Below are 16,600 nucleotides of genomic sequence, written 5' to 3'. Positions count from 1 at the left end.
TCAGTCGTCCCCGGTGATCACGTCTGCGACCGCCTGCGGGTCGAACAACTCGCCCAGGTCGCCGGTGTTGCCCGGCTCCGGCGGCTGGCCGAACAGGTCCGGGTAGAACTGCTTGGCCGTGAGTTCCGTCTGGAAGATGTTGATGATCGGCCCCTGGAAGGCGTCGCCGCCGGCGTAGAGCCGGTCGTTCTGTACCGCCGTCAACTGGCTCCCGACCGGGTGGTCCTCCAGCGCGAAGAACGCCTCCGTCGCCTCGTCGGGGTTCTGCCAGTCGGAGAAGTGGACCAACACGTCCGGGTCCACCTCCAGCATCGCCTCCATCCCGATCAGTGCGCTGTCGGACCACCCGCTGCGCGGGCCGCTCGGGAGCTCCGCGAGCGCGTCGTTCGCACCCAGCGGCCGCGTGTGGGCGTTCTGGAACCCGGGCGCGTTCAGGTGGTACACCCAGAACGACTCCTTCTCGCGGTCGTACCAGACGACACCCACCTCCGGGCGCTCCGACTCCGGCGGCAGTTCCGCCTGGATGTCCTCCAGCATTCCGTCGCGGATCGCCTTCAGCCGCTCACCACGCTCCGGCACCTGGTAGACACGGGCGTACTTGTCGACGAGTTCCCAGATGGAGTAGAACTGGTAGTTCGAGGCGGATTCGGGGGCGACGTTCGTCCGACTGTGGTAGTTGGCGAAGAACGGGGCGACGTTCGACGACAACTCCTCGACGTCCGCCTCGTCGAACGACGACCAACTGGAGAACCAGACCGGGTCGATGTGGTGAACGTCGGCTTCGAGTTCGTAGAAGATCTCCTTGTCGACCCCGTCGTCGTAGATCTGCGTCAGGTCGTCGGTGTCCAGCGAGACCCCCGGCAGTTCGTCGTAGTAAGTGGCGCTGTAGTTCTCCGGGAACCCGAGCGACTGGATCGCGTCCGCCTGTCCGAGTGACACGAGGATGTCCGCGTCGTGGTTGGAGTAGACGACCGCCTCCTCCGGGACGGCGTCGAACTCGACGCTGCCGACCGGCGACAACTCTACCGACCAACTCTCGTCGGTCGCCGTGGGGGTCTCGGTCTCTCCCTCCGTCTCTGTCGGTGTCGGCGTTTCGGTCGCGGTGGCCGTCTCCGTCGTCGTCTCACCCGCGCCGGACTCCGACTGCCCCGCACAGCCGGCGAGGAGCCCACCACCGACGACTGCGCCGCCGTACTTCACGTACTCTCTGCGTGTTCGCGTCGTCTCGTCTCGTGGCTCGTCTGCCATACGATTTAGGCGAACCTAAAACGTACAAGACCGTTTCGATCCGTCGGGTCGGCCGTCACTCGCGTCCGTCGGGTCGGGGGCGCAGCGGGTCGATCCGGGGGCCGCGTGGGGTGTGTTCGACCTCGGCTTCGACGTCGAACACCTCCGCGAGCAGCGACTCGGTGACGACGGACTCCGGCGGGCCACGCGCCTGGATCTCCCCGTCACGCAACGCCACCATCTCGTCGGCGAGGCGTGCCGCCTGCTGGATGTCGTGGAGGACCACCACGACGGTGATGTCGCTCTCCTCGCGGAGCGTCTCGACGATCTCCATCACCTCCAGTTGGTGGTGTAAGTCGAGGAACGTCGTCGGCTCGTCGAGCAAGAGCACGTCGGTGTCCTGGGCGAGCACCATCGCGATCCAGGCGAGTTGTTTCTGCCCCCCGCTGAGACTCCCCACCTCGCGGTCGCGGAGGTGGCCACAGCCGGCCAACTCGACGGCGCGGTCGATGGCTCGCTCGTCCTCGGCGGTCGTGTGCTCGAAGAACCCGCGGTGTGGATACCGCCCGTGGTAGACGAGATCCTCGACGGTGATGCTGTCGGGGGCGGTGCTCTCCTGTGAGAGCAGCCCCAGCGTCCGAGCGAGTTCCTTCTCGTCGAACGACTGGACCGAGCGCCCGTCTACGAGGACCGACCCCGCGTCGGGTTCCAGTTGGTCGGCGAGGCCCTTCAGCAGGGTACTCTTCCCGGAGCCGTTCGGTCCGACGAGTGCCGTCACCGCGCCCGCCTCGGCCGTGATCGACTCCCCGTCGACCACCGGCCCGTCGCCGGTCGGGTACGACAACACGAGGTCCTCTCCGGCGAGGCGACCGCCGGGACGCTCGCTCGGCGGATCGTCGTCGGTCTGTCCCGAACTGTGTCCGTCTGGACCGTCCGAACTGTGCCCGTTCTCCCGTGGATCGCCGGTTCGTTGTCGTGCCATCAGATCTCACCCATCTGTTCCTGTTTGCGCATCAGGTAGAGGAAGTACGGTCCACCGACGAGGCCCGTGACGATCCCGACGGGGATCTGGACGGGGTCGAACGCGAGGCGGGCCCCGACGTCGGCGGCGACCATCAGCGCCGGCCCGGCGAACACGCAGCCGACGACGAGCTTCTTGTAGTCGCTCCCGACGACTGTCCGGACCATGTGCGGGACGATCAGTCCGACGAAGCCGACGATCCCCGCGACGGCGATGCTCGCGGCCGCGGCCAACACCGCCACGCCCGACAGCGCGAACCGGACCCGCTCGACGTTCATCCCGAGGGAACTCGCGGTCTCCTCGCCGAGCAAGAGGACGTTCAACTGGCGGGAGCTGACAAGTGCGAGTCCGATCGCCAGGACGGTCCACGGCAGTGCCATCCGGACTTGTTCCCAGTCGGTCCCGGTCAACGAGCCGGTCGTCCAGGCGATGGCGGACTGGACGACGCCGATGTCGTCGGCGAAGAAGAACAGTCCCGTCTGGAGACTCCCGAAGACGGTCCCGACGATCACACCCGCCAGCACCAATCGAACCGGCGAGGTGCCGTTCTTCCACGCGATGACGTAGACGATCAGGAACGCGACCGCCCCGCCGACGGCGGCGACGATCGGCAGGACCGCCGACAGCCCCGAGAAGACGACGAGCGTCAACAGGATCGCCAGCCCGGCGCCCGACGAGACGCCGAGGACGAACGGACTGGCGAGTTCGTTGCGCGTCACCGCCTGGAAGATCGCGCCGGAGACGGCGAGGTTCGTCCCCACGAACACGCCGACCAGCACGCGCGGGAGGCGGATGTTCCAGACGATCAGGCTGCGTTTGTTCATCTCGGGCAGTTCGCCGCCGAGCAGGAACGCCTCCCACGCCTGCGCGGACAACAGCACGTTCGGGTCGAAGACGGCCCGCCACGCCTCGAGGATACTCATCGAGAACGCGCCGAAGCTCACCTGGACGAGCCCCCCGCCGACGGTGACGAGGAGGCTCCCGACGACGAGCGTGAGCAGCGAGCCGTCGATCCAGCCGAGCCACCGCTCGCGCCGACTCGGCTGCTCCGGATCGGACGCCGTCTCGGTCGCCATCTATCCGAGCACCCCCACGGTACCGGCGCCGTGTCTCTCACACCGGACACTGTCCCACATCCGGCAGTGCTCCTCGACGACGACCCAGCCGTCGTCCCCCACACTGCACCGTCGTGTCGGCCTCACCAGTCGACCGGTGTCCTCTGTCACACGGTTTAGGCGTTCCTAAAGCGTACAAGTACCTTCCGACCACACGGCGGATTGGCCGGAAGAAACCGACGGTCGCACGCTCGGGGGCCGGCCGGGCGGACGGTCACACGACGCCGGACCCGGGAGCAGTCGCTGGCGTCACGCCGCGAGTCAGCGTGGAGCGCCACACCCCGGACACGTCGGCGGTCCGCCGTTGGGCAGCGTCAATCCACAACTCGGACACTCCTCGCCGTCTGGGGCGGTCATCTCGGCGACGACCGCCTCGGTGCCCTCGCGGACGGAGGCGACCGTGCCCACGCTGGCTGTCGACGACTCGGACGGCTCGGAGGACTCACTCGCCTCGGCCGTCTCCGACGATCCGGCCGGCGCCCCGTGACGTCGCGACCGACAGAAGCCGAGGCGGTCGGTGAGGAACGACGGCGGGTCGTCGTCGCTCGGGACGACGTCGAGGTCGGGCACCGACGTGAGTCCCGCCTCCGATCCGGCCAACAGCCCGAGGGCCTCTGCCGCCCGTCCGCGGACGTACGGGTCCTCGTCTGGCTCCTCCGCTGCCAGTCGGTCCCGGAGCGCCGACTCGGCCTCGTCGAGGCGTTCGGGGTACTCACAGCCGATCACGACGAGCGCCGTACAGAGGTGGTAGCGCACGAGGTCGGCGTCGTCCCCGAGGTGGTCGGCCAGCGACGCGACCTGGTGGCGGAGGCGACTCGGGTCCCCGAGTGCGACGTGGGCCAGCGCCTTCGCCAGTTTCTCGCGCACCTCACGCTGGTCGAACGACAACCCGACCCGGAGGTCCGCCAGCGTCGCCGGGTCCGCCACCGCGTCCGGCCGCTCGACGGCGACGTACCCCAACGCCTCCGCACACCGCGCCCGGACGTAGTAGAACGCCGTCTCGTCGGCCAACCGAGCTGCCAGCGTGTCGACGACCGGGACCACGCCGTCGGGGTCGTGTTCGGCGACGGCGACCAGTGTCTTCGCGGTCGTCAACCGGACGGCGCGCTCCTCGTCGGTCAGGAACGCCGCGAGTGGCTCCGCCAGTCCGTCGAGACTGGTCGGGTCCTCGTCGGCGACCTCCCGCACGGCCCGGAGGATCCGCTTGCGAGTGTCGGCGTCGGCGTCCGCGAGCCGGTCGAGATACGCGACCGTCTCGTCGTGGGTCCCCGCTCGGATGCTGTCGCGGAGACGGCCCGGCGTCGGTCGCTGGTTCGGGTCACTCATCGGTGGTGATCGTCGTCGTGCGGTTCGCTCACCGGGCGTTTCAATGCGGTGGTTCCCGTGGCCGATGATTCGCTCGTCACCCGTGGCTGTGTCGTCCTCGGTCTCCGGAGAACTACACCCCGTGCTCGCTCCCGCCACCGGCGCTCTCATCAACGTCCGGCTCGACTGGCGGCTCCCACAGGCGGATCAGGGCCGCACAGACGACCAGAATACCACCGGCGACGGCGAGCGCGAACAGCGGCGAGACGGCGTCCGAGAGGACACCGCTGCCGAGCTGGAACGGGACGACCGCCAGCCCGCTGACCATCGCCATCCCGCTGAGAACCGTCGCGCGGCCGAGGGTCGCGACCCGATCGTTGACGTACTGCCCGGCGAACGTGCGGGTCACGTCCGAGAGGCCACGCACCACCACGAACGTCGGCAGCGCCAGCACGGGGAGGAAGTACATTCCCACCAACGCCCCGCCGACGACGAACGGGAGCCACAAGAACCAGGTTCGGAGACCGATCCGGTCGCGGATCGCCCCGGCGCAGTAGCTCACGCCCGCCCCGACGAGGCTGTACACGGCGTAGAACACTCCGAGCAGTGACTCGACGCGCGACGCCGGGACGCCGAACCCGAGGACGACGGTCTCGAAGATCGGCTGGAGGAACACGAACACGAGGTACGTCACCGCCGCGTAGAGGACGTAGTAGTAGAGCACGAACGCACGGAGGGTCCGTCCCGAGACCGTCTCCCGGACGATCGAGAGCGCCCGAGGGAAGGTCAGGGCCGTCGTCTCGGCGTCCTCGTAGCTCGCCGGTTCGTCGACGGTGACGAGGACGACCGCCCCGACCGCCGTGACCGCTGCGGCGACGAACCACGGGTACGACAGGTCGAGGCTACCGAGGTAGCCCCCGGTGATTGCGGCGCCCGCCCCGACCGCCAGCGAGACGGACTCACCGCGCCCTCGCACTCGTGCGAACTCGTCGTCGGAGTCGTCGTCGGTGAGCGTGTCGTACAGCCACGCGTCTTCGCTCCCCGACCGGAAGTTGTACCCCGTCGACCAGCAGACGTACAGCACCACGAGCGACGCGAAGGAACCGGCCAGTCCGATCCCGACCAACGTCACCGAGACCAGCACCGTGCCGATCAGGAGACTGTTGCGGCGACCGACGCGATCGCCGACGTAGCCGGTCGGGATCTCGCCGAGCACCGTGGTCAGGTTGTACGTCGCCTCGAGGATCGCGATCTCCGTGAACCCCAGTCCCCGCGAGATGAAGAAGAGGTACATGATCGGGCGGTAGAACTCCACCGCCTCCGTCGACTTGTAGAGGTAGTACTGCAGGACACTCACCGACGGGAGACGCGACCGGACGGCCGAACGTCGAGACGCCACACCGGTGGTGGCTATCGAGGCGACATGACCGTTGTCTTATGCGTGTCTCGGGTTTTCGTAATACTTGCACCGAAAGGAGTGGTACGGCGGGTCGGGGGCGACGCGACGACGTCTCCTCGGGAGGGTCGAGTCGGACGACGACGACGTCACCGCGCCGAATCTCGGGGCCGTCACTCACCCGTCAAGTTCCGACCACGCTTCGTCCGAAGTGCAGTCCCACTCGTCCGCGAGACTACCCGCGCTTTCAGACGCCTCACGGTGCGCGGCGGCCAGTTCCGCCTCGTCGGGAGTCTCGGACTCGACCTCGACGACGGCCACCGTGACCCGTTTGTTCGCGTACTCGGTGCCGAGATACACCCGGCCCCGGTCGTCGGTCTCGTTCGTCTGGAGTTCGTCGGCATCGATCTTCATCCCGTTAGCCATTGTTGCCCACGAGCACGTGTGCCCTCCTCACCGTCACCCATCTTCGTAGCCACCCAGATCACCGTCCCGGAAGGTGGTGTCTGGTTGGAACCACCCTACTCGGCCCGATCGGACTCGATCGACACTGCACGTCACGGATGTACTGACAGGATGTGGTCTCTCCCCCTGCGAGAACACCATTCTCTATCGCCCTATACGGTTTACAAACGCCGAATATCCGGGTTCGACGACGCTACGGCGGGGGCAGAAGGGATACGTGACGACGAGCAGCACTCACTGTTAATGTGAAAAGACACAGTGTAGTGTGACCGAGACCGTACCGGTAGGGGGAGCCGACACTGCACGAGAGAGAGGGTCCCCGAGGCACCCACGTTCGTTCACGTCGCGAGCTGCTGGAGCAGCCGTGTGACGTAGGGGCTGTTCTCCCAGCTTCGGTGCTCGCCGATGGCCGTGATCAGCTTCCGTGCCACCTCGAGGTCCATGTGTCCGTTCCTGGCGTAGTCGGCGACGAACCGGGGAGTCGGGACGACCCGAGGGCCCTGGAGAACGGCGTGGATCAACGGGAAGTTGGTCCCACCGAACTCGTCCGTGAGAAACCCGTCGACGGGAACGGCGTTCGCGAGGACGACCCCGTCGGTCTCACCCTCGTCGAGACCGAACGCCGGTCGTGAGTCTGGCGTCTCGTCTCGTTCGTACGGGTCTTCGACGGCGTAGTGCTCCCGAGCGTCGAGTACGTTGCTCGCGGCTGCGGCGTGGATGTCCCGGTACTCTGCGATGTCGCGGAGTTCTGTGACCACCTCTCGTGGCACCGTCACATCACACGAGGTGAGGAAGATCCGAAGTGGGTCGGGGAGGTCGGTTCCGACGGCGTCGTCCGCACGGGGGACGGCGAGACTGACGAGACCACTGGTGTCGGCGACGACGGTTCGAAGTCGCCGGTCGGTCATCCGTCGTCTGCGGTATCGACCGTCGTCGGATCGCCGTCGTAGATGTCGACCGCGGCTGCGGGGTCGATGTCGAGCGGTTCTTCGTCGAGATCACGCTTGAGAAGTCGGAGTCGCTGAGCGGCCTCGGTACCGACCAACTGTTGGGCTGTCTCGAAGTCGAGCCGATCGTCGTAGTACTTCTGTGCGACGAGTTCCCGAAACGTCTCACTCTCCGCTGTCTCCTCCACGTACTCGCGAATCGCCTCGACGAGCAGCTCCGTCCGATCTGTATCGAACAACTCCGCGATAGCGTCCAAACGGTCGACGAGGTACTCCGGCGACTGGAAGTGAACCCGCCGAGGATCGTCACTCGCACTCATTCGATGTGCAACTCTTGCACACGGCGGTATAATCGTTCCGCCGCACGACTCCTCCCGGGCGGTTCAGACTGCGAGTGATACTCTACGGCACCCAGAGAGGGAGCGAGATCAGTTCGACGACCCGGTCGTCCGGAGTCACTCCCTGCCCGTCCGACTCGCGTCGGCGGAGACGGCGAGGAGCGTGCGGAGTCGGTCGTGGCGCTCGCGACCACTCCCACGGTTGCGGGTGCCGTGCCCCAACTGGAGCAGCAGTGACCCGTCGACGCGCGATGTCTCGACACGGACGGCGAACGTCTGGTCCGTGCCCGACAGGTCCGACCCGGACCACGACACCGACGCGACATCGTCGACGGCCGCGAAGGGCACGACGACGGTCCGCTCGCGCGAGCGGGCGTCGTCGAGGGAGAACTGCTGAGGATCGAGTCGCCCCCCGAACAGTCGCCGGAGTGTCGACCCGGCGTGGTCGTCGACCGCTCCCGCGTACCCACTCGTGACGGGTCCAGTCCCCGCACCACAGACGAGTTCCGTGTCCGTGAGGAACAGCCGACCCTCGACGAGTGTCTCCGGTTCGGATCGAGTCGTCTCGGTCGTCGTGAAGTAACCGGGCGTACTCGTCGTCACAGGAGACTCACCACCGCGAGAAGCGTCACGATCCAGGGCGAACACAACAGCAGGACGAACACCCAGTTGGTCGAGCCGTCCAGTGACTCGCGGTTCGCGCGGAGGTACCCGACGTTCTGGACGTTCGCCGACCAGAGGAGCCCGACGAGGTCACCCACCACCGGGACGACAGAGACCGCGAACTCGACCGTGAGTACCACCGACATCCACAGTAAGGTCCGCGTCGGCGCACCGAGTCGCAGTCCGTGGTACACCAACGACAGGGCGACGAGGAACATCAGCCCGTCACCGGCGCCCGGCAGCAGCCCGACGATCGAGGAGACACCGACTCGTGTGTTCGTCAGCGGGATCCGGAACTCCTCGTCGAGCCACACCGCACGCCGCTCCAACTCGTCCAGGCGTTCGTCGATCGCGGTCGTCCGCTCGAACGCCTCGCGCGCCGCGTCGGGTGTGGGGGCGTCCGGGTCCGCGACGGCCGTGGTCGCTTCGGCGGCGGCGTCCGTCCCGGCAGACTGGGCGGTCCGCGAGGCTGGCTCCGACGGGGTCTCCGCCACGCCGTTCGTGTCGGTCCCCGGAGACGCGTGGGTCTCGTCACCTCTCGTGTCGGACTGCGACGCGTGTTCCGTCTCGTCGTCGTCCGTGTCGGCCTCAGGCACCCGTTCGCGCTCGTGACTGGTCGACGACGGCGACTGGGACTCGCTCGTGGACTCGGAACCAGGTGACGCGGGGTCGTGGGGTGATTCGGCGCCACCCGACGACGTAGAAGCGCCGGGTGACGACGTGTCGACGGACTCGCCGGACCGACTGACGGCGTCGTCGTCCGACCCATCACCGTGCCGTGAGTCGGGGGGCGACCGACTGGACGGCGACTCGGGCCCGCTCGTCGTCTCGTCGGGCGACCCGCCACCGAGCAGGTCGATCCCACGTTCGCTCGCGGACTCCGCACCGTCTCCCCAGGGATCGTCCGTAGTCACGTCGCCCGTCGGGTCGTGTTCGGAGTTCGGTGTGTCGTCGGGGCCCTCTACGTCACCCGGGTGATCGACGACCACACCGGACCGTGTCAGGCGGACAGTGATCCCGTTCGGGTCCGTCCCGGCGTCGACCTCGACGACGGCCCAGTGCTCGTCGGTCGACACCTCGAGGTCGAACCGGTCGTCGGGGGTCTCTCCCCAGACGAACGCTCCCCGTGGCTCGACGGTCCGCTCCGTCGTGTCGCCGCCGATGGGCCCGATCTCGACCACGCGTCGCTCGTCGGTCCCGTTCTCCACGCTGATCCCGCCGCCCGACCCCGTTCCGGCGGATCGCGACATACGCCCGGTATCCGACGCCCGAGGGGAAAACGTACCGGTCCGACGGCGTTCCGACGGGTCTCGTCGTCACGAGTCGGATCTGCAGAACGACACGGAGTGCGCGGAATCCCGAGCAGTCAAGCCACTCCGGCGAGAACGGGCGGGCGTGACACTCCCGACAGCACGAGCCCGGGCGTACCTGTTGGGTGCGTTGACGGGTGCGTTCGCGGCACTGTCGATCGTCGGCGAAGACCGACGGCGAGCCCTGTTCGGCACGCTGTCGCTCGTCTGTGGAGCGATGGCGGTCGCCTACGAGGAGCGGGCCGACCGAATGACTGGGATGTCGGCACCCGACGCGGACGCCGCCGGCGACGAGCAGACGGACCGCGTCGAGGCGGTCGACGACTGAGCCGTCCGCCGAGTTCGGTTCGGTCTCCGACCTCCCGACCGAGGACACAGCCGCGGGAGCGGCCCTCTCCGCCGCCTTCGTCCGATCCGGTCCCCACTCGCTGGCGTGACCACCTCACACGGTGTCGTCTCGTTTCGCCGACAGTCGGGTGGTCGCCGGCACAGTGTTTTAGTCGGGGGGTTCCGACACTGCCGGTCGGCGCTCACAGATGGTCCCCCGAACCCGAACCGCTCGTGGCCGGCGTCCGACGGTCACGACACACGGCCTCGAGACGACGGAGCGGCGAGCCACTCGCGAGACGACGCGACCGAAGACGGTGAGACGACCGACGAGACGACACACCGTGACGGCGGTAGCTGTCGGAGAGAGACGATGACGCGACGGTGGTGGCTCCTCCGTCGTGCACTCCTCTCGTTCGTCGCGCTGTGGGCCGTCGTCTCCGTCGCCTTCGCGTTCGTCGCGCTCACGGACGACCCCAACGAGGGGCTGATCAGGTTCGAGGCTGCGCAGACGGCACTCGCGGGCGGCGAGAACGTCTCGGCGGCCGTCGAGGAGGCTCTCCGCGGCTACCGCGAGGCGCGGAACCTCGACGAGCCGGTGTTGGACCGGTACCTCGCCTGGATGCAGAGCGTAGCGACGCTGAACCTCGGCGTCTCCTACCGCACCGGGCAGTTCGTCACCCCGCTCGTCGCCCGACGGCTCGTGATCACGCTCCAGTACACACTCCCGGGGCTCGCGGTCGCGGTACTCGGAGGGACCGTCGTCGGCACGTACGCCGGGCTCGAAGACGACGACTCTCTCTCGCGAGTGGCGACGCTGGTGTCGTACACGACCTACGCCGTCCCGAACTTCTGGATCGCCAGCGTCGTCTTGTCGGTCGCGGTGTGGGAGTTCGGCATCCTCACACTGACCGGCTACGAGTTGGACCGTGGTCTGTGGGCGAGGAAGAACCTCGAGAAACTGGTGCTCCCCGCACTGTTGCTCGGGACCGGACTGATCGCGACGCTGGCGCGGTACGTCCGGACGAGAGTGCTCGACACCCGCGACGAGACGTTCGTCAAGGTGGTGCGTGCGAAGGGAGCGAGTCGGCCCCGGGTCGCGCGACACGTCCTCCGGGTGGCCGCGCTCCCGCTCCTCTCGCTGGTGCTCTCGAACCTGCTCGGGGTGTTGGTGTTGGGTGTCGTCGTGATCGAGTTCGTCTTCGACGTGCCCGGGTTCGGACTCCTCACCCTCCGGTCGGTCCAGAACCGGGACCTACCGGTGATCGTCGGTGTCACGCTCGTCGTCGCGGCCACCGGCGTCCTCGGCACCTTCCTCAAAGACGTCGCGACGACGCGTCTCGACCCCCGGATCGACGAGTAGTCCACACGCTCGAGCGGGGTCTCGTCGACCGGCACCTCGTCTGTGCCACCGCGCCACGAGGAGCGGTCGTCTCCGCCCGGGCCACCACAACAGTTATCCGACGAGACGGGAACCGACCGGGCGGTATGGTCCCCAGGTGTGACTCTCGCGGTGACGACCGTCGGTGTTCGACCGGCGGCGAGACGTGAACCGAGACGAGACGGAGCGTCGCGAGCGCGGCGCGCCGGCGACGCACTCCGACGCTCCCGACGCCAGTGGAAGCGACGACCAGGGTGAGAGAGAGGGCGGCACGGCCGGGAGTGGCGGGAGAACGGAGGGGAGCGACGACGAGGCGACCGAGAGAGACGGCAGCGCGCCGCGGACCGACGGCGGAGAGCCGGACGCCGACACGACGACAGCGTCGGGGTCCACCTCGCTGGACGCGGTCACGTTCGACGGAGACGGGCGAGCCCCGATCTACCCGGGGCGTCGTGGACTGGCACTCTTCACGTGTCTCGCCGTCGTCGGTGCCGCGTTCGCGGTCGACTACGCGGCGCCACCGGACGCGACACCACTGTTCGGGGCCGACCCGACACAGACGGACTGGCTGTTCGTCCCCGCGCTCGTCTGTCTCGGGGCCGTCGTCGTCCCGGTCGTGACGGACCCGGACCGCCGGACGCGAGTGCTCGAGACCTGTCGAGCGCGACCGGCCGTCGGGGTCGCGACGGCGTACCTCGTCGCGTTCGTCGGACTCGGCCTCGTCGGGCCGTCGTTGGTGGCCGACGTGACGAGCGACCTCGCACGATCGAACCAACCGCCGCTGGGGTTCACCGCCCCCGCGTCGGTCGTCACCGGTTGTGTCGGGACACTGACAGACGCCGGGTGTCCGGGGACACTGCAGTCCCCGCTCGGGACGAACAGACAGGGCATCCCGATGTCCGTCGTGATCGTGCGCGGGATGCGTGTGAGTCTCCAGGTCGCGGTCGTCGTCGGGGTGTTGGTGGTGCCGGTCGCGGCGGTCGTGGGGACGCTGGCAGGGTACGTCGGTGGGTGGGTCGACACGCTCGCGATGCGGTACGTCGACGTCCAGCAGACGGTTCCGGCGTTCCTCGTGTACATCGTCCTCACGTACGCGCTCGGACAGAGTCTGTTCCTGCTCGTCCTCGTGTTCGGGTTGACGAGTTGGGGTGGGGTCGCGCGCGTCGTCCGCGACGAGGTGGTCCAGTTGCGCGAGACGTCGTTCGTCGACGCCGCAGTCGTCCACGGCGTCGGTCACGTCCGGCTCGTCGTCCGACACGTCCTCCCGAACCTCGGCGGGACGGTCGCCACGGCGGTCACACAACGGATTCCGGCGATCCTCTTCGCCGAGGCGGCGATCTCGTTCCTCCTGTTGAACGACACGAGCGTCCCGTCGTGGGGACTCTCGATCTCGCAGGGGTTCCGCGCACAGGCACCGTTCCTCGACATCTGGTGGGTCTCGACGGTTCCGGTCGCCTTCCTCGCGGGAACCGTCGTCGCGGTGACCGTGGTCGGCGACGCACTCCGGGACGCGCTTGACGCACAGACCACCCTCTGAGGATCGCAGCCCCCTGCGGGGGTGACGGTCGACCGCGAGCTCACTTCGGCGGCCGCAGTCGGTAGTACCGGCGGTTGAGGTCGTACATGTACCCCTCGCGCATCGTCTTGAGGACGGCGTACGAGACCGCCCCGGTGAGGATCGGCAGCAGGAACGTCAGATCGAACAACAGCGTCGGGTCCATCGGGACGAGGTTCTTCGCGGAGTAGACGGCCAGCGTGAACGCGAACGTCGTCCCGCCGACACCGACCGCCGCCCAGAACGGCTGTTCGACGGGGCGTCGCGCCGACCCCTTGTTGAGGAACGGGACGACCGCTATGGCACCGACGACGATGACGTTGGTCAACACGCCGAACATCCGGTCGGACATCAGCTTCGAACCGTCGAGGATCGACAGCTCGGGGTTGAGCGGACCGAGCTTCAACAGCCCGAACGACCAGTAGAGGTACCAGTCTGGCAGGATGATCTCCGGCGTGTCCTGTGCGTTCGCGGGTGCACCGATGTGTGGCGGCAGCGTCGCCGCCAGGAACAGCAGGATGCCGACGAAGAAACACCCGATCGCGAGGTTCCGCACGACCTCGTGGGGCCACGTCGGGAACGCCAACACGTCCCGTTCGACGTAGTCCGACTCTCGCCGGAGGTCCTCGTCCTCCCGGCGAGAGCGTTCGAAGTACTCGTAGGTGAGTCGCGAGAGTCCCTGCGTGCGCTCTTTGCGCTCGCGCCAGGTGGGTGTCTCGTCGTCCGGTGCGACGACTCCGGTGCCGCCGCCGTCCGTCCGTGGCGGCGTCCGGTCGTCGTCCGGCGACGACGCTCGCGGGCTGTTCTCGGCTCCGTCCGTGTCCGCCTCGTCTGTCTCTGTCATCGTGTGATCGTGTCTGACTCCGGGGTCGTCGTGGCTCGCTCGGCCACGACGCCAGACCACTCGTGAGACTGGCGTCGGGTCCTCGAGCGCTCGCCGACACCTCGGAGGGCTCGTGGTCGAACTCCTCTCCGAACACCGACAGGTGACCACTCAGTGGACGGGGAGGTGTAAACGCTCGCAGGAGACGGTTCCTGTAAGAGCTATTACCACTCTCCCGTCCCGGACCGAGCCGGTTCACAACACACAAACCCGCTGGCGCGAGAGAGCCGACCAGTGGCGTTCGAGACACCCTCTCCGTCGGAACTGGCCGACGTGTTCGGGCTCCTCGCGAACGACCTCCGGGTAGCGGTCGTCCGCGAGCTGTGGCTCGCGTTCCCGGACCCACTGTCCTTTTCTGCGTTGCGGGAGCGCGTGGGTGGGCCGGACTCGGGGACGTTCAACTACCACCTGAACGAGTTGCAACCCGCGTTCGTCGAGTCGGTCGAAGACCGCTACACGCTGACGTACGCCGGGCGACAGGTGGTCGGAGTCGCCGTCTCGGGCCGGCTGGACGGCCGGGACGGGCCGACCGTCGACGCGACGCCGGCGGGCGAGTGTCTCTCCTGTCCGGCGACCACCGAACTCCGCTACGAGGCGGGTGTGGCGACCGTGGCGTGTCCGGAGTGTGGCCTCCTGGCCGCGGAGACGGCCGTGCCGCCGGCGGTGATCCAGTCGGCAGAGCGAGACCCTGCAGAGCGGGAGTCCTCACGGCGAGAGTCGGTCGTACGCGTCGTCAGTGACCACCTCCGCCGGACCGCCGAACGGCTCGCGCGGGGCTTCTGCACGCACTGTGATGGGCGCGTCGACGCGACGCTCGTCGGCGACACCGACGACGAGGCCGTCGCGCACCGCCGCGAGCTGGGGGTGCGGTTCGACTGTCGCGTCTGTGGTGCGGAGCCACGTCTGAACGTCGGCGCCGTCCTCCTCGCCGATCCAGCCGTCGTCTCGCTGCTGACCGACGCGGGTGTCGACCTGCGGGAACGCTACGCGTGGGAACTCGCACCGCTCCTCGACCCGGAGTCGGCACGAACGACGAACGAGGGTGACGAGTCGCGACTCCGAGTGACGTTCGCGGTCGACGACGAGCGACTGGTCGTGACCGTCGACGACACTGCGTCGGTGGTCGAGACGGAGCGGGTGTGACGGGCCAGTCGGCGGGTACTCTTAGGAGACACCTCGTAACGAGCGTCGTGGACGGCCCACCGGTCGGAGACCGACGAGACTGAAGTGAGGCCGGACGTTCGGAGGCGCACGGATGGACCACAGGACGGTCGGATCGGTGGTCGCCCTCGTCGGGTTCCACGCGACGTTGGTGGTCGCCGCCCTGCTGTCGGAGAGCGCCCTGACAGTCGCACTGTTGCTCGTCGTCGACGTGGTGGTCGGCGTCGCCAGAGTGCTGTTCGAGCGGGCCGCGGCCGGGCGACCGGCGGCGGAGCCACCGGCGTCGGACCCCTACGGTATCCTCGAGTCGTTGTACGACACGGTCCGTGATCGGCGGGGATCGGTCCGACTCCACCCCCGACTACCGGCGGTCTCCCCGCGCAACCTCCCGTACGTCGTCGAACAGTGGAGTGTGCTCCTCGCACTGCTCCCCGTCGTCGTGTTCACACTGACGGTCTCGGAGCCGTTGGAGGGGGGACTGGGACTCGCGCTGGTTCCGGGGCTCATCCTGATCGCGACGAGACACTCGCTGGTGATCCGGGCCTGGACGGCGACCGGACGGTACGCGGCGGCGTCGCCACGGACCGTGCGTCGGGGGCGAGAGCTCCTCGTCTCGGGGGTGTTGGGGTGTGTCGCCGTGGTGGTCCTCGCCGCCGCACCGCCGACGGCGGCAGACGTGACCGCGGCGACGGTGATCGCCGTCGGGGTCCGACACCCGTTCGACTGGTACGACTGTGGGATTCGCCCGTGGCCGTTCGGTCACGACCTGGCCGACGAGAGCGCGGACGAGTCGACGGGTGACGAGCGCGAATCGGACGACGGCGGCCGGTGTGTCCCCGACGACGGAGCGACCGGAGAGAGAGACGAGACTCCGATCGGGTCGTTCCCGGTCGATCGCACGGTCGCACGGCGACTCGCGGTGAACACCGGGATCACCTACACGGTCGTCGTGGGGGTGTTCCTGGCGGCACTGCTCGGCGGGATGGGACTCGTCGTCTCCGGATCGCTCAGCGTCGCGGTCGACGGCGTGCTCGTCGGTGTCGTCGCCGGTCCGGTGGTCGGCTTCCCGACCGGAGCCGTCTGCCGGTGGCTCGGGACCGCCAACGACGAGCTCAGACTCTACGAAGATCACGTGGTCGCGTACGACACGCTCACCGCGGAGGTACAGTGGTGCCTCTCGCTGGCCGACGTGTCGAACGTTGAGACGACCGACCGATCCGTCGGGCGGCGACTGCTGGGAGTGATCGAGACGGTGCCCTTCGACCGCGACGTCGTGCAGGTCGACACGCGAGACGGGACGACACGACGCGTCGCCCCGTTGATCGACCCGGCGGGGTTCGTCCGTGCGGTCGACGAGAGACGCGGGTAACCAGGACCCTCGACACAGTGATCCCACGTTCGGCAGACCACCGCGCACGGCCGACTTCGGTGTACGGGGTGCTACGAGGCGAGTATCACGAGCCCCACCGAGAGTACTCCTCTGCTGCCTCCAGACGAATCTACACT

Annotated in this window: 17 protein-coding genes; 5 read left to right on the top strand and 12 right to left on the bottom strand. The window is 68.1% G+C overall.

Going from position 1 to position 16,600, the window contains the following annotated elements; genetic code table 11:
* From RYH80_RS17215 to RYH80_RS17165, 11 genes are all read right to left on the bottom strand, one after another.
* Positions 1 to 1,248, bottom strand: coding sequence for an ABC transporter substrate-binding protein (locus RYH80_RS17215; RefSeq protein ID WP_370905319.1), 1,248 nt, complete (start codon positions 1,246 to 1,248; stop codon positions 1 to 3).
* Between the two features lie 55 nt (positions 1,249 to 1,303).
* Complete coding sequence (locus tag RYH80_RS17210) at positions 1,304 to 2,209, bottom strand: ABC transporter ATP-binding protein (protein ID WP_370905318.1); 906 nt, start codon at positions 2,207 to 2,209, stop codon at positions 1,304 to 1,306.
* The gene (locus RYH80_RS17205; RefSeq protein WP_370905317.1) at positions 2,209 to 3,324 is read right to left on the bottom strand and encodes a FecCD family ABC transporter permease; all 1,116 of its coding nucleotides are present in this window, start codon (positions 3,322 to 3,324) and stop codon (positions 2,209 to 2,211) included. Before RYH80_RS17205 ends, RYH80_RS17210 begins: the two co-directional genes overlap by 1 nt.
* Positions 3,325 to 3,474: a hypothetical protein gene (locus tag RYH80_RS17200; protein WP_370905316.1), complete on the bottom strand. Its 150-nt coding sequence runs from the start codon at positions 3,472 to 3,474 to the stop codon at positions 3,325 to 3,327. It lies immediately after the preceding gene.
* Between the two features lie 150 nt (positions 3,475 to 3,624).
* Positions 3,625 to 4,689 carry a hypothetical protein gene (locus RYH80_RS17195; RefSeq protein WP_370905315.1) on the bottom strand — a complete coding sequence of 355 codons (1,065 nt, stop codon included), beginning with the start codon at positions 4,687 to 4,689 and terminating at the stop codon, positions 3,625 to 3,627.
* A gap of 112 nt (positions 4,690 to 4,801) precedes the next feature.
* Positions 4,802 to 5,962, bottom strand: coding sequence for an MFS transporter (locus RYH80_RS17190; RefSeq protein WP_370905442.1), 1,161 nt, complete (start codon positions 5,960 to 5,962; stop codon positions 4,802 to 4,804).
* 279 nt (positions 5,963 to 6,241) lie between these two features.
* Entirely contained in the window at positions 6,242 to 6,478 is a 237-nt protein-coding gene (locus tag RYH80_RS17185; RefSeq protein WP_370905441.1) for a hypothetical protein, read from the bottom strand.
* Between the two features lie 389 nt (positions 6,479 to 6,867).
* The gene (locus RYH80_RS17180; RefSeq protein ID WP_370905314.1) at positions 6,868 to 7,437 is read right to left on the bottom strand and encodes a hypothetical protein; all 570 of its coding nucleotides are present in this window, start codon (positions 7,435 to 7,437) and stop codon (positions 6,868 to 6,870) included.
* On the bottom strand, positions 7,434 to 7,796 hold the full coding sequence (locus RYH80_RS17175) for a hypothetical protein (RefSeq protein ID WP_370905313.1): 363 nt from the start codon (positions 7,794 to 7,796) through the stop codon (positions 7,434 to 7,436). Before RYH80_RS17175 ends, RYH80_RS17180 begins: the two co-directional genes overlap by 4 nt.
* Positions 7,797 to 7,931: 135 nt before the next feature.
* The gene (locus RYH80_RS17170; RefSeq protein WP_370905312.1) at positions 7,932 to 8,417 is read right to left on the bottom strand and encodes a hypothetical protein; all 486 of its coding nucleotides are present in this window, start codon (positions 8,415 to 8,417) and stop codon (positions 7,932 to 7,934) included.
* Positions 8,414 to 9,727, bottom strand: a complete 1,314-nt coding sequence (locus RYH80_RS17165) for a DUF4112 domain-containing protein (RefSeq protein ID WP_370905311.1) — start codon at positions 9,725 to 9,727, stop codon at positions 8,414 to 8,416. Before RYH80_RS17165 ends, RYH80_RS17170 begins: the two co-directional genes overlap by 4 nt.
* 145 nt (positions 9,728 to 9,872) lie before the next feature.
* Here RYH80_RS17165 and RYH80_RS17160 point away from each other — a divergent pair, with 145 nt between their 5' ends.
* The 3 genes from RYH80_RS17160 to RYH80_RS17150 all read left to right on the top strand — a co-directional run bounded on the left by RYH80_RS17160 (position 9,873) and on the right by RYH80_RS17150 (position 13,032).
* On the top strand, positions 9,873 to 10,115 hold the full coding sequence (locus RYH80_RS17160) for a hypothetical protein (RefSeq protein ID WP_370905310.1): 243 nt from the start codon (positions 9,873 to 9,875) through the stop codon (positions 10,113 to 10,115).
* A gap of 372 nt (positions 10,116 to 10,487) precedes the next feature.
* Positions 10,488 to 11,477: an ABC transporter permease gene (locus tag RYH80_RS17155; RefSeq protein ID WP_370905309.1), complete on the top strand. Its 990-nt coding sequence runs from the start codon at positions 10,488 to 10,490 to the stop codon at positions 11,475 to 11,477.
* A 184-nt stretch (positions 11,478 to 11,661) separates the two neighbouring features.
* Positions 11,662 to 13,032, top strand: a complete 1,371-nt coding sequence (locus RYH80_RS17150) for an ABC transporter permease (protein WP_370905308.1) — start codon at positions 11,662 to 11,664, stop codon at positions 13,030 to 13,032.
* A gap of 40 nt (positions 13,033 to 13,072) precedes the next feature.
* Here RYH80_RS17150 and RYH80_RS17145 read toward each other — a convergent pair whose 3' ends face one another.
* On the bottom strand, positions 13,073 to 13,894 hold the full coding sequence (locus tag RYH80_RS17145) for a cytochrome b family protein (protein WP_370905307.1): 822 nt from the start codon (positions 13,892 to 13,894) through the stop codon (positions 13,073 to 13,075).
* 273 nt (positions 13,895 to 14,167) lie between these two features.
* Between RYH80_RS17145 and RYH80_RS17140 the strand changes: the two genes are divergently transcribed.
* Positions 14,168 to 15,076: a DUF7351 domain-containing protein gene (locus RYH80_RS17140; RefSeq protein WP_370905306.1), complete on the top strand. Its 909-nt coding sequence runs from the start codon at positions 14,168 to 14,170 to the stop codon at positions 15,074 to 15,076.
* Positions 15,077 to 15,188: 112 nt separating this feature from the next.
* Positions 15,189 to 16,463, top strand: coding sequence for a hypothetical protein (locus RYH80_RS17135; protein WP_370905305.1), 1,275 nt, complete (start codon positions 15,189 to 15,191; stop codon positions 16,461 to 16,463).
* Positions 16,464 to 16,600: the final 137 nt, after the last annotated feature.

Origin of the sequence: Halobaculum sp. MBLA0147, from assembly GCF_041361345.1 — an archaeon.
Classification (GTDB): Archaea; Halobacteriota; Halobacteria; order Halobacteriales; family Haloferacaceae; genus JAHENP01.
Note: the sequence above shows the minus strand (reverse complement) of the source record. Positions and strands in the feature narration are given on the sequence as shown.

Excerpts from the sequence above, each read along its gene's own strand:
- RYH80_RS17215 (WP_370905319.1), bottom strand. The coding sequence starts at position 1,248 with ATGGCAGACGAGCCACGAGACGAGACGACGCGAACACGCAGAGAGTAC.
- RYH80_RS17210 (WP_370905318.1), bottom strand. The coding sequence starts at position 2,209 with ATGGCACGACAACGAACCGGCGATCCACGGGAGAACGGGCACAGTTCG.
- RYH80_RS17205 (WP_370905317.1), bottom strand. The coding sequence starts at position 3,324 with ATGGCGACCGAGACGGCGTCCGATCCGGAGCAGCCGAGTCGGCGCGAG.
- RYH80_RS17195 (WP_370905315.1), bottom strand. The coding sequence starts at position 4,689 with ATGAGTGACCCGAACCAGCGACCGACGCCGGGCCGTCTCCGCGACAGC.
- RYH80_RS17190 (WP_370905442.1), bottom strand. The coding sequence starts at position 5,962 with ATGTACCTCTTCTTCATCTCGCGGGGACTGGGGTTCACGGAGATCGCG.
- RYH80_RS17185 (WP_370905441.1), bottom strand. The coding sequence starts at position 6,478 with ATGAAGATCGATGCCGACGAACTCCAGACGAACGAGACCGACGACCGG.
- RYH80_RS17180 (WP_370905314.1), bottom strand. The coding sequence starts at position 7,437 with ATGACCGACCGGCGACTTCGAACCGTCGTCGCCGACACCAGTGGTCTC.
- RYH80_RS17175 (WP_370905313.1), bottom strand. The coding sequence starts at position 7,796 with ATGAGTGCGAGTGACGATCCTCGGCGGGTTCACTTCCAGTCGCCGGAG.
- RYH80_RS17165 (WP_370905311.1), bottom strand. The coding sequence starts at position 9,727 with ATGTCGCGATCCGCCGGAACGGGGTCGGGCGGCGGGATCAGCGTGGAG.
- RYH80_RS17155 (WP_370905309.1), top strand. The coding sequence starts at position 10,488 with ATGACGCGACGGTGGTGGCTCCTCCGTCGTGCACTCCTCTCGTTCGTC.
- RYH80_RS17145 (WP_370905307.1), bottom strand. The coding sequence starts at position 13,894 with ATGACAGAGACAGACGAGGCGGACACGGACGGAGCCGAGAACAGCCCG.
- RYH80_RS17135 (WP_370905305.1), top strand. The coding sequence starts at position 15,189 with ATGGACCACAGGACGGTCGGATCGGTGGTCGCCCTCGTCGGGTTCCAC.